Here is a 22860-nt window from a genome sequence, read left to right on the forward strand (position 1 = left end):
TTAATAACGGGAGGAACACATGACATTCAAAGCTATCCGGGGCAAAGCCCTTATGGGTGCAGCGCTCTGCGCGACCATGCTCGCCTTTTCGGGACAGGCCTTTGCCGACGCCGAACTGAAAATCTTCGTTTCCAGCCAGCATCAGCCGGATGTGTGGCGCAAGGCGCTTGATCAATATGAGGCCAAGACGCCGGGTGTGAAGGTGGTCATCGAGACCGGCGGCAACACCTCGGAAATGCAGGCGCAATATCTCAACACCGTCATGTCGGCCAAGGATTCAAGCCTCGACGTGCTAATGCTCGACGTCATCCGCCCGGCACAGTTCGCCACGGCCGGTTGGACCAGCGATTTTGCCGGCAAGGCCCTGTCCGCCTACCTGCCGACCTATGCGGAAGCCAACACCGTGGATGGCAAGATCGTGGCGCTGCCCGCCTTCGCCGATTCCATGTTCCTTTATTACCGCAAAGACCTGCTCGACAAATACGGCATCAAGCCGCCGACCACCTGGGACGAGCTGAAGGAAGCTTCCAAGAAGGTGATGGAAGGCGAAAAGAACCCCGAACTTCAGGGCCTGTCCTTCCAGGGTAAGGCGATCGAAGGCGCGGTCTGCACCTTCCTCCTGCCCTACTGGAGCGAGGGCAAGTCCCTGGTTGAAAACGGCAAACTGAATTTCGACAACAAGGCCGCCGTGGATTCGCTGAAGCTGTGGAAGAGCTTCGTCGACGAAGGCATTTCCAAGAAGAACATTTCGGAAGTGGCAACCGACGATACCCGCAAGGAATTCCAGGCCGGCAAGGTTCTCTTCGCCGTCAACTGGTCCTACGCCTGGACCCATTTCCAGGGCAAGGAATCGCAGGTGAACGACAAGGTCGGCGTCGCCCGCCTGCCCGCCGTCAAAGACGGCGAGCAGACGACCTGCCTCGGCGGCTGGGAATTCGGCGTTTCCGCCTATTCCAAGCAGCAGGACGAAGCCAAGAAGCTGGTGGAGTATCTCTCGGGTCAGGATGTGTCGAAGTTCATGGCCATCAACGCCGCCCTTCTGCCCACCTATGCCGCACTCTACAAGGATGCGGACGTGACCAAGACGATCCCCTGGTTCGCGGACGCCCTGCCAGTCGTTGAGACCGCGAAGGCCCGCCCCGTGACACCGCGTTACAACGAGGTCAGCGAGACAATCCGCACCACGGTCAATGGCGTGCTTGCCGGCGTGATGACACCGGAAGACGGCGCAAAGCAGATGGAAAGCCGTCTGCGGCGCGTTCTGCGCTAAGCTTTGGGCCGGAAGGCGGCATGCAAACCATGCCCTTTCCGGCCGTTTCGACTGACAGGAATAAAGCCGCCTGAACGGCGCGATAAACGGGCCGGATATAAACCGGTCCGATCGGGAGACGATGACGTGAATCCAGTTGCGGGAGTGGCAGACGTGACAATGCCTGATAGAACCATGGTTCGGGTGGACGAGAAACCGCAGCCGCGCTGGACGCGGTGGCTCGATCTCGGCGACCGGTCGCTGGCCGTGCTTCTGCTGGCGCCGGCAGCGATCCTGCTTTCGCTTATCATCGTTTATCCGGTGGCGCGGCTCGTCTACACCTCGTTTTTCAGCCTGTCGCTGACATCAGGCCTGCCGGCGGAATTCATCGGCTTTGAAAACTACACGGCGATGTTTGACGATCCGATCTTCTGGGAAACGACCTGGAATACGGTTCTGATAACGCTGATCACCGTGCCTGGCGCGCTGTTCATGGGCCTAGGGCTGGCGCTGCTCGCCAACCTCCCCTTCTCCATGCAGTGGCCGATGCGCCTGTCGCTGCTCATTCCCTGGGCGCTGCCGCTCTCTTTTGCCGGCCTCATCTTCGCATGGTTCTTCCATTACGAATATGGCGTGGTCAATGACGTTCTGAACCGGCTGGGCTTTGAAGGCATCATCTGGTTCAACTCGCCGAACTGGGCCTTTGCGGCCATCTGCCTGACGATCATCTGGAAAACTTCGTCGTTCATGGCGCTGATGATCCTCGCCGGCCTTCAGACCATTCCACGCTCGCTCTATGAAGCGGCTGATGTGGATGGCGCCGGCAAGGTCCGCCAGTTCTTCGAAATCACCCTGCCGCTTCTCAAGCCCTCGATCGTCGTCGCCCTCATCTTCCGTACGATCACGGCGCTGCAGACCTTTGATATTCCTTACATGATGACCGGCGGCGGCCCCGGCACGTCCACCACAACGCTTGCCATGTATATCCACCAGAACACCGTTTCCTTCCTTGATCTCGGTTACGGTTCGGCGCTGGCGGTCATGATGTTTGCGCTCTCCATGTGCGTTACCGCCGTTTATCTCCGCATCATTAGGACGAAGGACTGATCCCATGAGCACCGTTGCAAATTCCGGTCTGTCCTCCGTCTTTTCCGGCAAGCCGCTGCGCTTCATCGCGGCCTCCATCCTGCTGGTCAACGGCCTCTTCCCGGCAATCTGGATCCTCTTCACCTCGCTGAAGACCGAAGCGGAACTGACGGTCAAGCCGATCACGTGGTTTCCGCATACCCCGACGCTTGCTAACTACATGCAGGCCTTTTCCGACCAGCCGCTGCACCTCTTCCTGTTCAACAGCTTCATGGTGGCCCTACTCTCCACGGCGCTCACCATTCTGATTTCGGTGCTGGCGGCTTATGCGCTGGCGCGGCTGAACCTCAAATACCGGGCGCTGATCCTCTCACTCATCATCGCCGTTTCCACCTTCCCGCTGGTGACGCTCTTGGTGCCGCTGTTCGAAATCATGCGCGCGCTGAACCTGCTCAACAGCTGGACGGCACTGATTCTGCCTTACACGGTCCTTTCTCTTCCGGTCTGCACGCTGATGCTCGTCTCTTTCTTCGAAAGCATTCCGCGCGATCTCGAAAACGCCGCCATGATCGACGGCTGCACCCGCATCGGCGCACTCTTCAAGGTCGTCGTGCCGCTCTGCGCACCGGGCGTTTTCACCGCCGGTATCCTCGCCTTCGTCAATGCCTGGGATGAGTTCCTGCTGGCGCTGTCCTTCAATTCCAATCCGGCGCTCCGCACGCTTCCCGTCGGCATCCAGCTGTATCAGGGCGAGTTCGCCTTCCCTTGGCCGGTCATTTCGGCGGCGCTGGTGGTCGGCATCGTGCCGGTCGCGATCCTGATCGTCATTTTCCAAGAACGGGTTGTCTCGGGCCTCACCGCCGGTGGCCTTAAGGGCTAAAAGGTTAAGTCATGCATTTCGAAACGACCAAAGACGGCTTCACACTCGCGATCGGCAACCGCACCATCCTTTCCCATTCGTCTGATAGTCCGGCCTTCTTCGCCGGTTTCGGCAAGGAGCGGATGGATATGTATCGCGGCAATTTCGATATCGAAGACTATGTCATCGAGCGAACCGCCCTACGCCATGCGGAGGTCAACGGCGACAGCGTCACGCTCTCATCCTCACCGGGACAGGCACCGCGCCTTCGCCTGACGCTCGACGGTAACGCCGTCCTGCTGACGGCGCTGGATGAAACCGTCAACCGCCTCTGGCTGCGCATCGTTGCGGAAACGGACGAGCATGTCTGGGGTGGCGGCGAGCAGATGTCCTATTTCGACATGCGCCGCCGTCGTTTCCCGCTCTGGACCTCCGAGCCGGGGGTCGGCCGCGACAAGACAACCGAAATCACCTTCAAGTCTGACGTCAGCGGCAAGGCGGGCGGTGATTATTACAACACCAACTATCCGCAGCCGACCTGGCTCTCGTCGCGCAAATATGCGCTGCATGTGGAAACGAGCGCCTATTCGGTCTTCGATTTCCGCAATGACGATTTCCACGAAATCGAAATCTGGGCCATCCCTGAAAGGATCGAGTTTTTCGCCGGCGACAGTTTCACCGATATCGTTTCCGCGCTTTCACTGCGGTTCGGACGTCAGCCGGAATTGCCGGAATGGGTCTATAATGGTGCGATCATCGGGTTAAAGGACGGCGCCAACTCCTTTGCCCGGCTGGAGAAAATCCGCGCAGCCGGAACGAAGGTGTCCGGCCTCTGGTGCGAGGACTGGGTGGGTCTTCGCCAGACATCCTTTGGCGCCCGCCTGTTCTGGGACTGGCAGGCGAATGATACGCGCTATCCGCATCTGCGCCAGAAGATCGCCGAGCTTGCCGATCAGGGCATCCGCTTCCTGGGTTACGTGAACCCCTATCTCTGCGTCGACGGCCCGCTTTTCCCGGTCGCCGAAAAGGCTGGTTATTTCGCCACCAACGCCGAGGGAAAAACGGCGCTGGTGGATTTCGGCGAGTTCGATTGCGGTGTGGTCGATTTCACCAATCCGGCCGCCGCCGAATGGTTCGCCGAGGAGATCATCGGCAAGAATATGCTGGATTTCGGCCTTTCCGGCTGGATGGCCGATTTCGGCGAATACCTGCCGATCGATATCACGCTTTCCAATAGTGTCGATGCCAAGCTGATGCACAATGCCTGGCCAACACTCTGGGCCGAGGTCAATGCGAAAGCCGTCGAGAACCGGGGAAAGACCGGCGAAGCGCTGTTCTTCATGCGGGCCGGCTTCACGGGCGTGCAAGCCCATTGCCCGCTGATCTGGGGCGGCGACCAGTCTGTCGACTTCTCCCGTCACGACGGCCTGGTCACCGTCATCTGCGGCGCGCTTTCCTCCGGCCTCATGGGCAATGCCTATCACCACTCCGACATCGGCGGTTATACCAGCCTGTTCGGCAATGTCAGGACCGCTGAACTCATCATGCGCTGGACGGAAATGGCCGCCTTCACGCCGGTCATGCGCACCCATGAGGGCAACAGGCCGCGCGACAATCTGCAGATCGATCAGGATGAAACGGTTCTTGCCCATTTCGCCCGTATGACATCCATCTATGTCGCGCTCGCCCCCTATCTGAAGTCGCTCTCCGCCGAGGCTGCAGAGTCGGGCCTGCCGGTGCAACGCCCCCTCTTCCTGCATTATGAGGATGACCGGCAGACCTACGCCATTCAGGACTGCTACCTCTACGGGGCGGACATGCTTGTCGCACCGGTCTGGAAAGCCGGAGAAACGCAACGTTCGCTCTATCTTCCGGGCGACGGCGAATGGGTGCATCTTTGGAGCGACATGCATTATCGCGGCGGGCGAGACATTACCGTCGAAGCGCCGCTCGGCGAGCCGGCGATATTCTACCGTGCCGATAGCAGCCAGCGGCAGCTGTTTGAAAAACTTCGCACCATCGGCTGAACGATAGCGGGTTCGTTCTCCATCACCCCGTCAGGCGGGGTGATGTGATGGCCTTTTTAAAGAGGGCGGTCATCGCGTCGCTGATGCCCTGCGACGGGCTGACTTCGAAGAACAGTCCCGGAGAAGCACATTGCTGCATGCGTGCGCCGATTTCCGGCTGAAAGGGCGCGATCCAGCTATTGTACCAGTCATTGGTCGGCAGCGGCAGATAGGTGGTGTAGAGCACGGCGATCCGGAAGCCCTTTTCCTTCAGCTTCGTGCAATATTTGATATCGATCGGCTCCTGACAGCGGCCGCTGGTCGTCTTTTTGGTGCAGCTGGATGGCTTGTAGCTATCGCCGACACCGTCTGAAACGAAGAAGATAATCTTCTCGGGGCTGGCCGAACTCGCCCCGGTGCCAGAATTGCCGATCTTGTCGCCGATCTGAGTGAGTGCCCGGTCGAAATCCGTCTGCTGGTCGTTGTTAAATCCCTGCTTTGGGATCGACATCAGGTCGACTTCACCGGCTTTCTTCTTCGCGGTCGCCAGATCCGACGTCAAGGGAACGACCTCGAGCAGCTTCGTATCTTCGGCTTTCTCTCCGAAAGTGTAGACCGCCATGCGATATTGATTGCTGCTTTTGCGGTTGGACTTCGCCGTGTCCATAAGGCTCGCCGTGGCCTTTGCGACCACATTGATGCGCGTCGTCACTCCGAGGCTTTTGGCCTTGTAATAATAGCTGTTCTTGTCCACCACCCCGTTTGTCACGATGTGACAGGCGAAAGCGCATTTGTCGCTCGTATTCGCAACCATGGTGGCGACATCGGCCGGCGTGGCGCCAACGCCCATCGAAGGAGTGTTGTCCAGAAGCACATAGAAGTCGCTGAATGTTTCCGTCTCGTATTTGGCGGTCGCCTTGCCCGAAACAGTGATGAGATCCTCTCCGAGGACCCGTGAAAGCGTCGTGCCGATGGATGCCTTGAAGCTGACCGACGATTCGATGGCGTTACCGCGCTTGATCACCGACACGTCGAGAGACAGGAGCTTGTAGTCGGGATTGGCCCTCTCATTGCTTTCGAAGAATGCGGAAGCCTCATCGCCGCCAAGCGTAATGACGCCGTCACTCGACATTTCCTTTGCCTTGTGAACGCTCGCCGACGTATCGGCAACCACCGCGAGGGCCGCGGCATCCGCCGCCATCTGCAGGTCTGATTTGACGGCCATGCCGTGCGTCACATCAAGGGCCACGCCGGCGGCGCCAATCAGCGGCACCATCAACAAGGCGCTGAGAATGCCGAAATTTCCCGATTTATCCTGCCAGAAGCTCTTCAAATTCGCCCCCAATCATCTTTCCCGGGGTCAAGTTAGTCGTACAATATTGAAAGGCAGTTTCAAGAGATAACTAATTTTCGATAAATCTAATTTCCTCAATAACTAATACGCAGATGGATACGGGTACCCGCGATCGCGCCTGACGACGGATCGGCGGCGGGACGTTGACATTTATGAAACTTGACTTACAAAACAAACTCTTCCGAGGGGAGCACCAGACGGTGCTGAGATGGCGTTGAGCCGGACCCTTGAACCTGATCCGGGTCATGCCGGCGTAGGAACGGAACTGTCGCGCCCAAGGGGCGCTACCCTTTCTCTTCTCCGCTTTGCCCTGATCTCCGTGATTGTCACATCTGGAGACGAATGATGATGCTGAAACGTTCCGCCCTTCGCACATGGTGCGTCTGCGTCTGAGGTCCGGCCCATGCGTGCCATCCATGCGCTGAACGGTGTCGGTCTTCTGCTGGTTTTCTGGCAGGCGGGAACGTGGCTGTTTTCGCCACCCCGCTATATCCTGCCATCGCCCGCCGATGTTGCCGGCGCTTTTCTGCGCCAGCCCGGCTTCCTGTTCGGACAGGCTCTGGTGACGCTCAGCGAAATGGCGCTCGGGCTTGCGGCGGGAATCACCGCCGGCATTCTCGTCGCCTTCACCATTGCCGCCATTCCGCGCCTCGGCCGCCTCGTCTGGCCCATGGTTCTGGTGTTGCAGGCCTTTCCGGTGTTCGTGCTCGCCCCCATTCTCGTCCTCTGGTTCGGTTTCGGCATGGCCTCGAAAGTAGTCATGACGGCGATCATCATCTTCTTTCCGGTCGCGTCCTCCTTCACTGACGGCCTCAACCGCACGGAGCGCGCCATCCTCGACGCCGCTTCGCTGACAAAGGCGAGCCACTGGCAGGTCCTCACCCGGTTGCGTGTGCCGCTGGCGCTCCCGTCGCTGATCTCGGGCTTGAGAGTGGCGGCGCCGCTAGCCCCGCTGGGCGCCGTCATCGGCGAATGGGTGGGCGCATCCGCAGGGCTCGGATTTGTGATGATCCAGTCCAATGCCCGGATGCAGACCGACACCATGTTCGCCGCCATGGCCGTTCTCGCGGTCATGGCGGTGCTGCTGCGGCTTATCGTCGATCTCTCGACAGCACATCTCGCCCCCTGGGCCAAAGAAACAGAACACACCACTCCTTTCAGATATTTGCGGAGACTTTCGGCACCATGAAACGAACTCTTCTTTCCTTCGTCGTCGCGGCTGCAAGCGTGCTTGCGCCCATGCAATCCCAGGCGGCCGACAAGCTCACCGTTTTGCTCGAATGGTTCGTGAATCCGGATCACGCGCCGATGGTGATTGCAAAAGAACGCGGCCTGTTTGCCGATGCCGGGCTGGAGGTGGAACTGGTTCCGCCCGCAGACCCCTCCGCCGTGCCGCGTCTCGTCTCGGCAAAACAGGCCGATATCGGCGTGCATTACCAGCCGAACCTCTATCTCGACCACGACGCCGGCCTGCCACTCGTGCGTTTCGGCACGCTGGTCGAAACGCCCCTCAATACCGTCACCGTTCTCGCCGATGGGCCGATCAAGAGCATGAAGGATCTGAAGGGCAAAAAGGTCGGCTTTTCCGTATCCGGCTTCGAAGATGCCATGCTGAAGCGCATGCTGGAAAAGGACGGGCTGACGAAGGATGATGTCGAACTCATCAACGTCAATTTTTCGCTCTCGCCGTCGCTGATCGCCGGCAAGGTGGATGCCACGCTTGGCGGTTTCCGCAATTTCGAGCTGACGCAGATGAAGCTCGAGGGACATGAGGGCCGCTCCTTCTTTCCCGAGGAACATGGCGTTCCGGCCTATGACGAGCTGATCTTCGTCACCCATCGCGATCTCGTAAAAGACAGCCGCCTGCCGCGTTTCCTCTCCGCCGTGGAACAGGCCGCGATCTTCATCACCAACCACCCACAGGAAGCCTGGCAGCTTTTCATCAAGGCCTATCCAAACCTTGACGACGCGCTGAATAAGCAGGCCTTCTTCGACACGCTGCCGCGTTTCGCCAAGCGCCCGGCCGCACTCGACCGCACCCGCTATGCCCGTTTTGGCGCCTTCATGCAGGAGATGCAGCTGATCAAGCAGGCGCCGGCGGCGGACGACATCGCCGTGGAGCTGCAGCAGCCATGACGACGACTTATCCAACAGCGGCAAAGGCCGCCGAAATTCTGGAGCGCGTGCGGCAGACGCGCCCGCGCGTGCATTGCCTGATGAACACCGTGGTGCAGAAATTCACCGCAGATGGCATCACCGTCGTCGGCGGAATTCCTTCCATGACCACCTCGCTCGAGGAAATCGAGAGCTTCGTGGCCAAGGCGGATGCACTGACCGTTAATCTCGGCACACTGGATGCCGAACGGCGCGGGGTCATCCGGCTGGCGATAGAGATCGCCAATGCCTCCGGCAAGCCGTGGATCGTCGACCCCGTGCATTGCGATTATTCACCGTCGCGACTGGAGTTCGCGCGCGAACTCATCGCACTTTCCCCGACGATCGTGCGCGGCAATCACGCCGAAATGAGCCTGATCGGCGATGTGCCTGATGTGGTGAGAATCGAGACCGGGCCTGTGGATCACCTCAGCGACACGACCCGCAGCGTCAGGATCGTCAACGGCCATCCGTGGATGGCGAAGGTGACTGGCACGGGTTGCCTCTCGGGCGGCGTCATCGCCACCTTCATGGCGGTGGAAAAAGATGCGCTGACGGCGGCGGCCTCCGCCCTTGCCGTGACAGGCGTTTCCGCCGAACTCGCCGCCAGACGCGCCGGAGGCCCCGGCACATTTGAACCGGCGTTTCTGGATGCGCTTTCCGAAATTTCCGGTGAGGACATCATCAATCACGCGAGGATCGAGCATGAACAAGGTTGATTACCGCCTCAACGCGCTGGTCGACGCAAGCCTTAGCGATGTCGCACCGCTGCCGGAGCTTGCTCTCGCCGCCGCACTCAACGGCGCGACCATTCTGCAATATCGCGACAAGCACGGCTCTACGCGGGAAATGATCGAAAACGCCCGCGCCATTCATGAGGCCATCGCCGGCACCGGCGTGCCGCTTGTCATCAACGACCGTGTGGATGTGGCGCTCGCTTCTGGCGCGGACGGGGTGCATCTCGGCGCCGACGACATGGATGCAAAGACCGCAAGGCGCATTCTCGGTGAAAAGGCGATCATCGGCCTTACCGTCAAGAACCGTGCCGATGCCGAACGGGCAGCTTCCATGCCCGTCGACTATGCCTGCATTGGCGGCGTGTTCGAAACCGTTTCCAAGGTCAATCCGGACAAGCCCGTTGGCATCGACGGTTTTGCGACGCTACGCGCCCTTTTGAGGGAATGGCGACCTGATATGCCGGTGGGCGCCATCGCCGGCATCGATCTTGCGCGTGTACCGTCCGTCATCAAGGCGGGTGCGGATGGTGTCGCGGTCATTTCCGCCATTTTTCGTGCGGCCGATATTGCCAGTGCGGCCAAGGACTTCCGCTCCGCAATTGACGCCACGCTGAAAGCGAGACAACCATGACATCAATTGCATTGACCATTGCCGGCTCCGACAGCGGCGGCGGCGCGGGCATCCAGGCTGATATCAAGACCTTTTCAGCGCTTGGCGCCTATGCGGCCAGCGTCATCACCGCCATCACCGCCCAGAACACCAGAGGCGTGACCGCGGTGGAGGATATTTCCGTCGCCACCATCGTCGCACAGATGGAGGCGGTATTCTCCGATCTTGCCGTCAATGCGGTGAAAATCGGCATGGTATCGCGGATCGAAACCATCGCCGCCATCGCCGAACGGCTTCGGCAGCAATCACAGCCTGTGGTGCTGGATCCGGTCATGGTGGCGACGTCAGGCGACCGTTTGCTGCATGAAGATGCCATCGAGACATTGCGGCGCGAGCTTTTGCCGCTCGCCGCCATCGTCACGCCGAACCTGCCGGAAGCGGCGTTGCTGACCGGCACGCCGATGGCCACCACGGAGAAGGAGATTACCCGTCAGGCTGAGGCGATCCTGAAAGCGGGTGCAAAAGCCGTGCTCATCAAGGGCGGCCATGGTGAGGGGCCGCAGAGTACGGATTATCTGTTTGCGGACGGCGCCATGCAGGCGCTTTCCGTGGCACGGGTGGAGACGAAGAATGACCACGGGACGGGGTGCACGCTGGCGGCGGCGATCACGGCTTATCTTGCCAGGGGTTGTGAGTTGCGGGAAGCGGTGGGGCTTGCGAAGGAGTATCTGAGCGGGGCGCTCGATGCCGGGCGGGGGCTTGCCGTTGGACATGGGCGGGGGCCGGTGCATCATTTTTATCGGTGGTGGAGTTAGTGCAGAGTGCGGGGCTTATCCCCCTCTGTCCTGCCGGACATCTCCCCCTCAAGGGGGGAGATCGACAAGTGGCTGACCCACGACATTCAGTGACGCCACTTTATTGATAGTAGACGATTGCGAGGGAACAAGCGGTGGCTCCATCCGATCTCCCCCCTTGAGGGGGAGATGTCCGGCAGGACAGAGGGGGGTAAGCCCTACACTCCACGCTACCTCGCCTTCGGCGTCGCCAGCACATTCCGGATCGCAAAACTCGAATGAATACGCGAAACCCCCGGCAGTTTCGACAGAATTTCCTTGTGAATGCGCTCGAAATCCCCCGCGCTTTCCGCCTCGCAGCGCAGAAAATAATCCGAGCCGCCCGTCATCAGATAACATTCGCGGATTTCCGGATATCGCCGCACCGCGTTTTCGAAACGGTTGAGAAAATCCTCTGTTTGCCGATCCAGCGTGATCTGCACGATGACCGAAATCACCTCGCCGCCGGCAAGACCGCTGGTCAGTGCCGTGTACCCGCGAATAATCCCTTCCCGCTCGAGAATATCGACCCGGCGAAGGCAGGCGGATGCCGAAAGTCCGACCTCTGCGGCAAGCTTGGCATTACTGATGCGGGCATTGAGCCGAAGCAGGCGGATGATATGGCGGTCGGTCGCATCGAGTGACGACATAGAAGATTCCAATTAGCAAAAGAAAATTGCGTGATTGCGAATTCTATCGCATTTCCTTCGAACAATCGCCAAGAAATTCGATAATCGTTGCAATACCCTCATGGGATAAAAATGAGGGTGAGCGACATGGATATGCAGATCAGCCGCCAGCAGGCAGCCGGTGGTGCAAGCGGTCATCTGACCATCGACCTCGGCGCATTGCGCGACAATTATCTGACCCTCGCGGCGATGGCGCCAGCATCGCAGACGGCGGCCGTCATCAAGGCCGATGCCTATGGCCTGGGTGCGGATATCGTCTCGCAGACCCTGTTCGAGGCCGGTTGCCGCAATTTCTTCGTCGCCCATATCGATGAAGCGCTGGCGCTCAGGCTCCGACTTTCGGCAGAAGTGCGGATTTTCGTCCTCAATGGTCTTCAGCCTGGCAATGAGACCTCCTGCGCGGCCATGGCCATTACCCCGGTTCTGAACTCACTGGAGCAGATCGCTCAATGGTCGGCTCACGCCAAGAAGCTTGGCAAAAGACTTGCCGCCGCCGTGCAGATCGATACCGGCATGTGCCGTCTGGGCCTTTCCCCCGAAGAGCTTGAAGTCCTCGCCTCACAGCCGCAATTGCTTGATGGTATCGACATCGCCTTCGTCATGAGCCACCTCGCCTGCGCCGACGAACCGAACCATGCCTCCAATGCCGCTCAGCTTTCGGTGATGCGCAAAGCTGCCATTGCTTTCCCTGATGTACCGGTCTGTTTTTCCAACTCCGGCGGCATTTTTCTGGGCAATGATTACCACAATCATCTCCTGCGCCCCGGCATCGCGCTTTATGGAGGCGCGCCCTCTGTTGCCCGCCCCAACCCGATGAAGCCGGTCGTTCGTCTTGACCTCGCCGTCATCCAGACCCGCACTGTTCCAGCCGGTTCGCTGGTCGGTTACGGCGGATCTTTCGAGGCAGCCGGTCCGACGCGGCTTGCGACAATCGCGGCCGGTTACGCTGATGGCCTGCCGCGTTCGCTCAGCAATCGCGGCGCGGCGTGGTATAACGGCGTGCGCCTGCCGATTGCGGGCCGCGTTTCGATGGACAGCATTATTCTCGACATATCCGCCCTGCCCGAAGACGCATTGACGCAAGGCAGTCTCGTGCAGATGATCGGGCCAGACCAGACGCTGGAAGACATCGCCGACGATGCGGGCACGATCGCCTATGAGATCCTGACAGGCCTCGGACGCCGTTATCGCCGCAGTTACATTCAGCCGGGTGAAACCCCGGCCATTGCTTCAACATCAGTCAATCACAAGTGAGACGATCATGAACGTCACTATCCTCGGAGCCGGCGTCGTCGGCGTGACATCCGCCTGGTATCTGGCCAAAGCCGGACACAAGGTGACGGTGATCGACCGCCAACCGGCCGCGGCGCTGGAAACCAGCTTCGCCAATGCGGGAGAGGTTTCCCCCGGCTATTCCTCGCCCTGGGCTGCCCCCGGCATTCCGGTCAAGGCGATGAAATGGCTGTTCATGAAACACGCGCCGCTGATCATCCGCCCGACGGCCGATCCCGCCGCCTGGCGCTGGATGAGCCAGATGCTGCGCAACTGCACCTCGGCACGTTATGCCATCAACAAGAGCCGCATGGTGCGCGTTGCCGAATATAGCCGTGATTGCCTGATGGCGCTTCGCGAAGAGACCGGCATCGAATATGACCAGCGCATGCAGGGCACGCTCGAAGTATTCCGCACCCAGAAGCAGTTCGACGCCATCGGCAAGGATGTCGACGTGCTGACGGCGGGCGGCGTGCCCTTTGAAATTCTCGACCGCGACGGCTGCGCCGCCATCGAACCCGGCCTCGCGCCGGCGAAGGAGAAGATCGTGGGCGGCCTGCGCCTGCCGGGCGACGAGACCGGCGATTGCTTCATGTTTACCACCGAACTTGCCCGCATGGCCGAAGAAGCCGGCGTTACCTTCCTTTACGATACCGGCATCATGCGCCCCATCGTTGAAGCAGGACGCGTCAAGGCGGTGGAAACCACCCGGGGGCTGGTGGAGGCCGATATTTTCGTCGCCGCGCTCGGCAGCTATTCGCCGCAATTCCTGCGCCAGCTTGGCCTTACTCTGCCGGTTTACCCGGTGAAGGGGTATTCAATCACGGTTCCGATCGTGAAGGAGGAGCGCGCACCCGTCTCCACGGTCATGGACGAGACCTTCAAGGTGGCTATCACCCGGCTTGGCTCACGCATCCGCGCCGGCGGCATGGCTGAAATCGCCGGCTTTAGCAAGGATTTGCCGGCAGCGCGGCAGGAAACACTGGCTCATTCGGTGGAAGACCTGTTCGGCGGCGCTGGCGATCAGACCCAGGCGAAGTTCTGGTGCGGCCTGCGCCCGATGACGCCAGACGGTACGCCTGTCATCGGCGCCACCCGCTACAGCAATCTTTATCTCAATACCGGCCACGGTACGCTCGGCTGGACAATGTCCTGCGGCTCCGCGCGGGTGCTTGCCGATCTCATCAGCGGGAACAAGCCCGAGATAGATACGCACGATCTGGCGATCAGCCGTTACGCCGCCTGATACGAGATTAGTCCGCCCATCCCCGTCCCGCGAGACGGGATGGGCAGTCAATCAGAGCGCCAGCGCATCCTTCAGCGCCAGACCTTCCATCATGCGCAGGTCAAGGTCGGCCTCGATGTGGTCAAGATGTTGCAACATCAGCGCACGAGCCTTTGCCGCATCCTTTACCTCCAGCGCATCCAAGAGATCGGCATGATCATTGTGGCCGCAGCTCGAGACACCCGAGCGGCCGTAAAGCGCGATCACCAGCGACGAGCGGGCGACCAGTTCGTCCATGAATTTTTCCAGAATGGCATTGCCGGCAAGCGAGGCCAGCATCAGGTGGAAATCACCCGATGCCTTGATTTCCGCGCGTCTGGCGCTCGGGCCACGTTCATGCTGGTGGCGGCTTTCCTGTACCAGATGCTCCCGCAACCGCTTCGCTGCCGCCGGCGTGATTTTTTCGATGGCGGCATCGACGACACCGGGTTCGATCAGCCGGCGCGAGGCGAACACCTGCCGCGCTTCATCCGGTGTGGGATTGGAAACGAAGGCGCCGCGGTTGCGCTCAGCCTTCACCAGCCCCTCATAGGCCAGCATCTGAAGTGCGGCGCGCACTACCGTGCGGCTGACATCGAACAGCGTACCCACTTCCGATTCCGACAGTTTGGTTCCCGGCGCAAGCCGGCGGTCGACAATGGCGTCACGCAGCGTATCGCGAATGGCCTGGGCGCGGTCTTCATGGGAGGTGTCGGGTGAGACAGTTATGTGGGCAAGGCTCATGGGCGTGTCCTGTTTGTTCTTTTGTTCTAGCGCGAAGTGCGGCGCACGCAAACAGGAATTGCGGGCAGCCGCCGGTCCGCCACAATTCATTCAGCGCCCGTTCAGCAGCCGGGCTGTATTTCCTTAACCATCGAATTTGCAACTGGCAGCACCCTGCCACCTGTACGGAAGAACACACCATGTCGTCCTTTGCAGCTAAAACAGTTCTGACAATTGCTGTCGCCGCCGCTACCATTGTTCCCTTGAGCAGCGCATCCGCTGGCGACTGGGACCGCCGTGATCGTCGCGATGCTGCCATTCTGGGTGGCGTACTCGGTCTTGCCGCTGGTGTCGCCGTCGGCTCCGCAATGTCCCGCCCGGCGCCGGTGGATGATGAGCGCGTCTATATCGACCCGCCCCGTCGTTATGAGCCGAGCTACGTCTACGAAGAGCCGGACTATCGTTATTATCGGCCGCAGCCGCAGCCTGTTTATCGCCCCGCCCCGGTCTATCGCCCGCAGCCTGTCTATGACAGCCGCCCGGTTTACGGCCAGCGCGCCACCTATCGCACCATCGAGCCCTGGACCAACGCCTGGTACGACTATTGCTCGCAGCGTTACCGGAGCTTCAATTCCCGCACCGGGACCTATACGGATTATGATGGCCAGCGTCATTTCTGCGTAGCGGGTTGATCAAGCCGACCTTCGGCACAATTATGGTCGTTATTGTCAGGCCGTGGACGGAAACGTCCGCGGCTTTTCATCATGCGTCAACCGGGCCCCGCGCCGGCTCACGCCGCGCCGCTCTTCACATAATCCGCCCGGTTGATGCCGTGGCGTTGCAGCTTGTCGTAAAAGGTCTTGCGGGCTATGCCGAGCGTGGCGATGGTTTCCGCCACGTCGCCATTCGATTGTTCCAGCGTTTCGCGGATGATGCGCGCTTCGATCTCATCCATGCGCTCCGGCAAGGTGCCGGACGCGGGGAGCGCGGATTGCAATGCAGGCGCGTCCGCCGGTTCCGTCTCCAACCCCAGCACCACCCTTTCGGCGAAATGCCCGAGTTCGCGCACATTGCCCGGCCAATCGTGGTCATTGAGGCGACGGGAAATACCGGCGCTGATCTGCGGCACCGGCATGTTGAAACGGTTGGCGGCCTTGGTGACGAAATGGGAGAACAGCAGCGGAATATCCGCCTTGCGTTCGCGCAGCGGCGGAATGGACAGCGTCACCACATTCAGCCGGTAATAGAGGTCCTCGCGAAACGTACCACGTTCGGACGGATCGCCAAGATCGACCTTGGCCGCCGCCACCACGCGAATATCGACCGGCCGCTCCTCGTTCGACCCGAGTGGCGAGACCTCGCGCATTTCCAGCACACGCAGCATCTTCACCTGCACCGCAAGCGGCATGCTTTCGATCTCATCCAGAAACAGGGTGCCGCCGCTCGAATGTTCGATGCGGCCGACGCGTTTTTTCTGTGCGCCGGTAAAAGCTCCCGGCTCATGGCCGAAAAGCTCGCTTTCAATCACCGTTTCCGGCAGCGCCCCGCAATTGAGCGCCACGAAATTGCCTTTTGAGCGTTTCTTGCTCCAGCGGTGAAGGGCCGTTGCCACCACTTCCTTGCCGCTGCCCGTCTCGCCTGCCACCAGCACATCCACGTCGGTATCGGCAATGTGCCGGAGCGTGGTGCGCAGGCGCTCCATGGCCGGCGTCTGGCCGATCAGCGGCAGATCATCCTCTGCCTGCCCCGCCGCCCGGCGAAGGGCGCGGTTTTCCAGCACCAGCCGGCGCTTTTCCAGCGCCCGGCGGGCACTTTCCACCATGCGCTCGGCAGGAAATGGCTTGGCGATAAAATCATATGCACCGTTGTGAAGCGCATCGACGGCCATCGGCACATCGCCATGCCCTGTGATGAGGATGACAGGTAGATCGGCATCGATCTTGCGGACATGGTCGAAAAACTCAAGCCCGGTCATGCCCGGCATACGCACATCGGTGATGACGACGCCGTCGAAATCCTCGTTCAAGGCCGCAAGCGCCTGTTCTGCGCGAGAAAACGAAGTAACCGGCAATCCATCGAGTTCCAGCGTCTGCACCATCGCCTTGCGCAGCTGGGAGTCGTCGTCCACCAGGAATATGGTTCCGTCCACCGTCATGTCATGCTCGCTTCAGAAATACGGAAAAACGAGTACCCGCCTCGCTGCTTTCCATCTCGATACGCCCGCCATAATCCGAAGCAATATCGTTGGAAATGACGAGACCGAGGCCGAGGCCGCTTTCCTTTGATGTGTTGAAGGGCGAAAAAAGCTGCGCGCGGATGGCTTCAGGAATACCCGTGCCATTGTCGCAGACGGAAAGCACGACCATGCCGCCTTCCTCGCGCACACGCACCTCGACACGGGCCGCCCCAATCTCTTCAGTGGCTTCCAGCGCATTTTGCAGAAGGTTGATGAGGATCTGCTCCAGCCGGATACGGCTGCCGAGCACTTTCAGGTCCTGATCCGGCAACGCGATATCCAGCGCATCCATCTGCCCGGAAAAGCGGCTGCGCAACAGCATGACCGCGCCTTCGATGACCAAGCGAACGCTGACAGGCTCGGCGGCGGTGCGGCCCTTGCGGGCCAATATTTTCAGATCGCCGGTAATGGTGCCGATACGCTCGGTCAACGCCGCGATGTTTTCGAGATTTTCGGTGGCCTCGGACATGCGGTCGCGTTTCAGCAGGGTGCGGGCATTGTCGGCAAAGGCGCGGATCGTCGCCACCGGCTGATTGATCTCGTGCGCCACACCCGCCGCCACCTGCCCCAGAATGGAAAGGCGGTTGGCCTGAACCAGCTCGTGCTGCACATTACGCAACTCGCCGGTGGTTTTTTCATGCAGGGCGATTTCGGCCTGCAAGTGATCGCGGGTTCTGGTCAGGTCGCGGGTGCGTTCCTGCACCTTCATTTCCAGCTCAGTGCGGGCACGCTGTTCCTCTTCCTTTTCCTTAAGCGCCTTGTGCCGGCGCCACAGCCACAGGGCCGAAAGCGCCATCAGCGGCATCAGCGTCGCCAACGCCACCACCCTGCCCTCGCGGATTGTGGCGTTCAGCGCCGGCGCCACGGGCTGCAGATAATGCAGGGTCCATGAAGTGGTCGGAACCGGCATTTCGAGTTGCAGGTAGTCGCCGCGCTCGCTCCCCGGTTCATCAACATGAATGAGCGGAACGCCCTCGCTTGAGCGCCGCGCAGCGTGAAATGGCAAGGTTGAAAGCGCCTCATTGCCAAATTGCAGGCTCTCGGAAATGATTTTCCGCTGCGCCTCATCAATCGGCGCGACGGTCCGGAAGCGCCATTCCGGCACGCTGGTCATCAGCACGACGCCGTTTCTGTCGACCACATAGACCGGTTTGCCTCCGATGTTCCAGTCGGTCTCCAGCCGGTTGAACTCGACCTTGGCGATGACGACGCCAAGCGGCCGCCCGTCGGCGGAATCGATACGGCGGGAGATATAAAGACCCGGCCGGCGGCTGACATTGCCAAGCGCATAATGTTCGGACATGCCGGTCTTCATCGCCGCCTGGAAATATTCGCGAAAAGCATAATTGGAGCCGACAAAGCTGTCCGCCTGCCGCCAGTTGCTCGACGCAATGGTCAATCCGGTCGGCCCGGTCACATAGATCACCGAGGATTGCGTACCTTCAATAAGCCCCTCCAGCTTGCGATTCAGCCGATCGAGGGCAGGAGCACCACCACCATCCAGCGCCACGGCAAGATCGGGATCTCCTGACAGGACCAGCGGAATGGCGCGCGGCCGCTCCAGCGCAACATTCAGGAGCGCGATCTTCAGTTCGGCGTCCGTGGCAGCGTCGGAACCCGCCACCCGCAGCGCCTGGTTGCGGGCGAACTCATCGGCCACCAAGAGAACACCAAGACTGACGAGCAGCCACAGACCCGCCAGCGCCAGCCATTGCGCCCGCCGTTTCGCCTGGGAATGAGGTGTCTGATCCTGATAGGTCATGGGATAATTGTGCGGATTTACGCACAGATCGCAAGAGATTTTGTCCGGAATTCCGCACAAATGCCCTTGAGCCGGCGAAGCTTCAATGAAAACTACTTTTGAAATCAGCTGGTTACGGCAAATAAGCAAGTCTGGCATGCGTATTGCACATGACTCCACAATCGGCGCGAAGCCGTCAACGACACGGCGATCCCGGGAGGCCAATAAAGGCAGGGTGAGGCCGAGGAGGAAAAAACATGATCGATACGACAGCCGTGGCCGCAGGCCACGCCAAAATGCCATTTTACAAGCACCTGTATTTTCAGGTTCTGGTGGCCATCATCGCCGGTATCGCGCTCGGCCATTTCTATCCGGCCTTCGGCGAACAGCTGAAGCCGCTCGGCGACGGCTTCATCCGCCTCGTCAAGATGATCATCGCTCCCGTCATCTTCCTCACCGTCGCAACCGGCATCGCCGGCATGAACGACATGAAGAAGGTGGGCCGCGTCGCCGGCAAGGCCATGATTTACTTCCTGGTATTCTCCACGCTTGCGCTCATCGTTGGCCTCATCGTCGCCAACACCGTGCAGCCGGGCGCCGGCATGAACATCGATCCCGCCACACTGGATGCCAAGGCTGTCGCGACCTACGCCGACAAGGCCCATGAGCAGACTATCACCGGCTTCCTGATGAACATCATCCCGACCACCATCGTCGGTGCTTTCGCCAGCGGCGACATCCTGCAGGTGCTGTTCTTCTCGGTTCTCTTCGGCATCGCGCTCGGCATCGTCGGCGAAAAGGGCAAGCCCGTCACCGATTTCATGCATGCCCTGATGTATCCGATCTTCAAGCTGGTCGCGATCCTGATGAAGGCCGCTCCCATCGGCGCTTTTGGCGCGATGGCCTTCACCATCGGCAAATACGGCATCTCATCCGTTACAAACCTCGCCATGCTGATCGGCACGTTCTACATCACTTCCTTCCTGTTCGTGTTCGTGGTTCTCGGCGCCGTCTGCCGTTACAACGGTTTCTCCATCGTCGCGCTTATCCGCTACATCAAGGAAGAGCTGCTTCTGGTTCTCGGCACGTCGTCTTCCGAAGCCGCCCTGCCTGGCCTGATGAGCAAGATGGAAAGGGCGGGCTGCAAGCGCTCCGTCGTCGGCCTCGTCATCCCCACCGGTTACTCCTTCAACCTTGACGGCACCAACATCTACATGACGCTGGCCGCTCTCTTCATCGCACAGGCGACCGGTATCCACCTCTCCTTCGGTGAACAGATCCTCCTGCTGCTCGTTGCCATGCTCTCGTCCAAGGGTGCGGCCGGCATCACCGGCGCTGGCTTCATCACGCTCGCAGCCACGCTCTCCGTCGTGCCTTCGGTTCCAGTTGCCGGCATGGCGCTGATCCTCGGCATCGACCGCTTCATGTCAGAATGCCGTGCGCTTACCAACTTCGTCGGTAATGCGGTCGCCACCATCGTCGTCGCCCGCTGGGAAGGCGAACTGGATCAGGACCAGCTTGCCCGCGTTCTGAGCGGCAAGGAAGAGTTCACCGGCATCGCCGATGTGGATTCGCTTCCGGCATCGGCCCAGCCGGCCGAATAATACGACCTCCCAAGGTCTGGCCTGTCCCGGTTTTTCCCGGGCAGGCAACTACAGAAAGCCCGGAGCATCTTGCGATACTCCGGGCTTTTCCGTTGCGGAATTGCAAACTGTGCAGTGTCAGCCTTTCGCGGCCAATGCCTTGTCGAGACCGCGCTTCACACCGGCAAACAGCTCGTCCAGCTGCTCGGCAGTGATGATCAGTGGCGGGCAGAAGCAGATGGCTTCACCGATCGGCCGGGTGATGACGCCTTCGCTTTCGATGGCCGCAGCCAGCGTGAGCGTGGTATCACCCGCCTTCATGCCCTCCCATGGCTTTACCTCCAGCGCGCCGATCAGGCCGATACCGCGCGAGGAATGAATAAGCGGGTGGTCGGCAAGCGCGTTCAGATGATCGAGGAACTTTCCTTCCAGTCGGGCGACATTACCGACAAGGTCGCGCTCCTGAATGATCTTCAGGTTTTCCAGCCCCACAGCCGTTGCGACCGGATGGCCAGAGGCGGTGTAGCCGTGGCCGAAGGAGCCGATACGATCGGATTCATCGGCAATCGGCTGGTAGAAACTGTCATTCATGATGATCGCCGAAAGCGGCATGTAGGACGACGAAATCTGCTTGGAGACGACAAGCACGTCCGGCTTGATGTCATAGGTCTCGCAGGCGAACATCTTGCCGGTTCGGCCGAAACCGCAGATCACCTCGTCCACGACAAGCAGAATATCGTATTTCTTCAGGATCGCCTGCACACCCTCCCAATAACCTTCAGGCGGCAGGAGAACGCCACCGGCGCCCATCACCGGCTCGCCCCAGAAGGCGGCGATGGTCTCGGGACCTTCGCGCCGAATCAAATCCTCCAATTCGCCGAGGATACGCGCGGTGAACTCCGCTTCGCTTTCGCCATCCTTGCCGAAATGCACATAGGAGGGGCAGGCTGCGTGCAGCATGCGGTCCAGCGGCAGATCGAAGCTTTCATGGTTGCGCGGCAGGCCGGTGATCGAGGCCGAGGCGATGGTCACGCCATGATAACCCTTGATGCGGCCAATGATCTTCTTCTTGTCCTTCTTGCCCAGCGCGTTCGAGCGATACCAGACCATCTTGGCAACGAGATCATTAGCCTCGGAGCCGGAGGAGGTGAAGTGCACCTTGGACATCGGTACCGGCGAAAGCTCGATCAGCAACTCGGCAAGATCGACGGACGGACCGTGTGTCTTGTAGGAAAAGGTGTGGTAATAGGGCAGCTTCTGCATCTGCTTCGTCGCCGCTTCCACCAGCCGCTTTTCACCGAAACCGAGCGCCACCGACCAGAGCCCCGCCATCGCCTCGATATAGCGCCTGCCGCTGCTGTCGGTCACATAGATGCCTTCGCCGCTCTCGATGACAAGCCCGCCGGTCTTTTCGAATTTGCGCAGATTGACGTTCGGATGCATCTGATAGGCGATATCGCGTGCCTCGACGGAATTCGGCAGGATGGTCATCGATAAAGGCTCCATTTTCGGTTGATGGTCGGCGTGTCAGACGTGCTGGCCGCCGTTGATGTGAATTTCCGCGCCGTTGATGTAGCTCGACTGTTCCGAGCAGAGGAAATAGATGGTCTGCGCCACCTCGGCAGTGGTGCCGAGCCGCCCGAGCGGCACCTGCGCGTCCACCAGTTCCGCCGTTCCGGGGGAGAGGATGGCGGTGTTGATCTCACCCGGCGCAATGGCGTTGGCGCGCACGCCACGCGGGCCGAACTCATGCGCAAGTTCGCGCGTCAGCGCCGCGAGCGCCGCCTTCGATGTGGCGTAGGCCACGCCTGCAAAAGGATGCACACGTGAGCCCACAATCGATGTGACGTTGACGATGGAGCCCTTCGCCTCCTCAAGTTCCGGCAAAAGCGCGCGGGCAAGCAGCGCCGTCGAAACGAGATTGACGTTCAGCACCCGCGTCCAGATATCCGCCGTCGTATCCTTCACACCGAGACGACTTCCGCCTTCACCCTTGGGCGAAATTCCGGCATTGTTGACAAGCGCCGCAAGCTTTCCCTCCGGCAGGCGTGAACGCACCTCGTCCGCCAGAGCGTCAATACGGGACAAGTCCTCCAGATCAGCCTGAATATGGCTTTCCCGTGCAGACGGCCAACGGCATTCCTCGGAGAAGGGTTGCCGCGATACGGTGAGAATTCTCCAGCCCTTTTCCTGAAACAGCTTGACGGTGGCATGCCCTATTCCGCGGCTGGCGCCGGTCAGAAGCATATAAGGAACAGCCATATGAGAACTCCTGTGCCATGCGGACCGTTGAGCCGGCCGCGCATTCAGCCCCGCATGTTAGAGCGCTGCCATCGGCTGACAAGGTCTTTTTTGTCGCGGCGCAGCGATGGCGGATCGGCGACGGGCTAATCCCATTTGATGTACGGCTTTCACCCGAAGGGAATATTTGAAGCCGACCGTTTCCCCATAAAATGAAGCCTCC

At 60.2% G+C, this 22860-nt stretch carries 20 protein-coding genes and 1 riboswitch; of the genes, 13 read left to right on the forward strand and 7 right to left on the reverse strand.

Annotated elements, in window-relative coordinates; all coding sequences use genetic code 11:
- Positions 1–19 precede the first annotated feature (19 nt).
- From MRBLRC7O_RS15730 to MRBLRC7O_RS15745, 4 genes are all read left to right on the forward strand, one after another.
- Complete coding sequence (locus tag MRBLRC7O_RS15730) at positions 20–1270, forward strand: ABC transporter substrate-binding protein (RefSeq protein ID WP_111793268.1); 1251 nt, start codon at positions 20–22, stop codon at positions 1268–1270.
- A gap of 174 nt (positions 1271–1444) precedes the next feature.
- Positions 1445–2356, forward strand: a complete 912-nt coding sequence (locus MRBLRC7O_RS15735) for a carbohydrate ABC transporter permease (RefSeq protein ID WP_003506425.1) — start codon at positions 1445–1447, stop codon at positions 2354–2356.
- 4 nt (positions 2357–2360) lie between these two features.
- Complete coding sequence (locus MRBLRC7O_RS15740; protein WP_060726889.1) at positions 2361–3215, forward strand: carbohydrate ABC transporter permease; 855 nt, start codon at positions 2361–2363, stop codon at positions 3213–3215.
- Between the two features lie 11 nt (positions 3216–3226).
- Positions 3227–5221 (forward strand): alpha-glucosidase, encoded by a 1995-nt coding sequence (locus tag MRBLRC7O_RS15745; RefSeq protein WP_060726890.1) that lies wholly within the window; start codon positions 3227–3229, stop codon positions 5219–5221.
- Between the two features lie 22 nt (positions 5222–5243).
- On the opposite strand, the gene MRBLRC7O_RS15750 is transcribed toward MRBLRC7O_RS15745, so the two are convergent.
- Complete coding sequence (locus MRBLRC7O_RS15750; RefSeq protein ID WP_060726994.1) at positions 5244–6533, reverse strand: TadE/TadG family type IV pilus assembly protein; 1290 nt, start codon at positions 6531–6533, stop codon at positions 5244–5246.
- A 195-nt stretch (positions 6534–6728) separates the two neighbouring features.
- Positions 6729–6831: riboswitch (TPP riboswitch) on the forward strand.
- Between the two features lie 126 nt (positions 6832–6957).
- Here MRBLRC7O_RS15750 and MRBLRC7O_RS15755 point away from each other — a divergent pair.
- From MRBLRC7O_RS15755 to thiD, 5 genes are read left to right on the forward strand one after another with little or no spacing between them, the layout of a single operon-like run.
- A complete protein-coding gene (locus MRBLRC7O_RS15755; protein ID WP_077998646.1) occupies positions 6958–7743 on the forward strand; it encodes an ABC transporter permease in 786 nt (261 codons plus the stop codon).
- On the forward strand, positions 7740–8690 hold the full coding sequence (locus MRBLRC7O_RS15760) for an ABC transporter substrate-binding protein (protein WP_060726892.1): 951 nt from the start codon (positions 7740–7742) through the stop codon (positions 8688–8690). Before MRBLRC7O_RS15755 ends, MRBLRC7O_RS15760 begins: the two co-directional genes overlap by 4 nt.
- The gene (locus tag MRBLRC7O_RS15765) at positions 8687–9427 is read left to right on the forward strand and encodes a hydroxyethylthiazole kinase (RefSeq protein WP_060726893.1); all 741 of its coding nucleotides are present in this window, start codon (positions 8687–8689) and stop codon (positions 9425–9427) included. Before MRBLRC7O_RS15760 ends, MRBLRC7O_RS15765 begins: the two co-directional genes overlap by 4 nt.
- Complete coding sequence (gene thiE, locus MRBLRC7O_RS15770; RefSeq protein WP_003506409.1) at positions 9414–10076, forward strand: thiamine phosphate synthase; 663 nt, start codon at positions 9414–9416, stop codon at positions 10074–10076. Before MRBLRC7O_RS15765 ends, thiE begins: the two co-directional genes overlap by 14 nt.
- On the forward strand, positions 10073–10870 hold the full coding sequence (thiD, locus tag MRBLRC7O_RS15775) for a bifunctional hydroxymethylpyrimidine kinase/phosphomethylpyrimidine kinase (protein WP_060726894.1): 798 nt from the start codon (positions 10073–10075) through the stop codon (positions 10868–10870). Before thiE ends, thiD begins: the two co-directional genes overlap by 4 nt.
- A gap of 209 nt (positions 10871–11079) precedes the next feature.
- On the opposite strand, the gene MRBLRC7O_RS15780 is transcribed toward thiD, so the two are convergent.
- Positions 11080–11538, reverse strand: coding sequence for an Lrp/AsnC family transcriptional regulator (locus MRBLRC7O_RS15780; protein ID WP_003500727.1), 459 nt, complete (start codon positions 11536–11538; stop codon positions 11080–11082).
- A 126-nt stretch (positions 11539–11664) separates the two neighbouring features.
- Between MRBLRC7O_RS15780 and alr the strand changes: the two genes are divergently transcribed.
- Together alr and MRBLRC7O_RS15790 are read left to right on the forward strand one after the other, a co-directional pair.
- On the forward strand, positions 11665–12831 hold the full coding sequence (gene alr / locus MRBLRC7O_RS15785) for an alanine racemase (RefSeq protein WP_035213029.1): 1167 nt from the start codon (positions 11665–11667) through the stop codon (positions 12829–12831).
- A 7-nt stretch (positions 12832–12838) separates the two neighbouring features.
- Positions 12839–14095, forward strand: a complete 1257-nt coding sequence (locus MRBLRC7O_RS15790) for a D-amino acid dehydrogenase (protein WP_060726895.1) — start codon at positions 12839–12841, stop codon at positions 14093–14095.
- A gap of 51 nt (positions 14096–14146) precedes the next feature.
- On the opposite strand, the gene MRBLRC7O_RS15795 is transcribed toward MRBLRC7O_RS15790, so the two are convergent.
- A complete protein-coding gene (locus MRBLRC7O_RS15795; protein ID WP_003506391.1) occupies positions 14147–14857 on the reverse strand; it encodes a GntR family transcriptional regulator in 711 nt (236 codons plus the stop codon).
- A gap of 179 nt (positions 14858–15036) precedes the next feature.
- On the opposite strand from MRBLRC7O_RS15795, the gene MRBLRC7O_RS15800 reads away from it, so the two are divergent.
- A complete protein-coding gene (locus MRBLRC7O_RS15800) occupies positions 15037–15528 on the forward strand; it encodes a BA14K family protein (RefSeq protein WP_060726896.1) in 492 nt (163 codons plus the stop codon).
- A gap of 98 nt (positions 15529–15626) precedes the next feature.
- Here the strand turns inward: MRBLRC7O_RS15800 and MRBLRC7O_RS15805 are convergent, their stop codons facing one another.
- Complete coding sequence (locus MRBLRC7O_RS15805; protein WP_060726897.1) at positions 15627–16991, reverse strand: sigma-54-dependent transcriptional regulator; 1365 nt, start codon at positions 16989–16991, stop codon at positions 15627–15629.
- Position 16992: 1 nt separating this feature from the next.
- Entirely contained in the window at positions 16993–18834 is a 1842-nt protein-coding gene (locus MRBLRC7O_RS15810) for a sensor histidine kinase (protein ID WP_060726898.1), read from the reverse strand.
- Positions 18835–19070: 236 nt separating this feature from the next.
- Here MRBLRC7O_RS15810 and MRBLRC7O_RS15815 point away from each other — a divergent pair, with 236 nt between their 5' ends.
- Positions 19071–20417: a dicarboxylate/amino acid:cation symporter gene (locus MRBLRC7O_RS15815; RefSeq protein ID WP_060726899.1), complete on the forward strand. Its 1347-nt coding sequence runs from the start codon at positions 19071–19073 to the stop codon at positions 20415–20417.
- A gap of 117 nt (positions 20418–20534) precedes the next feature.
- Here the strand turns inward: MRBLRC7O_RS15815 and MRBLRC7O_RS15820 are convergent, their stop codons facing one another.
- Entirely contained in the window at positions 20535–21887 is a 1353-nt protein-coding gene (locus MRBLRC7O_RS15820; protein ID WP_367727489.1) for an aspartate aminotransferase family protein, read from the reverse strand.
- Between the two features lie 36 nt (positions 21888–21923).
- Entirely contained in the window at positions 21924–22658 is a 735-nt protein-coding gene (locus MRBLRC7O_RS15825; RefSeq protein WP_003506382.1) for an SDR family NAD(P)-dependent oxidoreductase, read from the reverse strand.
- Positions 22659–22860 lie beyond the last annotated feature (202 nt).

Source organism: Agrobacterium radiobacter, assembly GCF_040801995.1.
Lineage (GTDB): Bacteria > Pseudomonadota > Alphaproteobacteria > Rhizobiales > Rhizobiaceae > Agrobacterium > Agrobacterium radiobacter.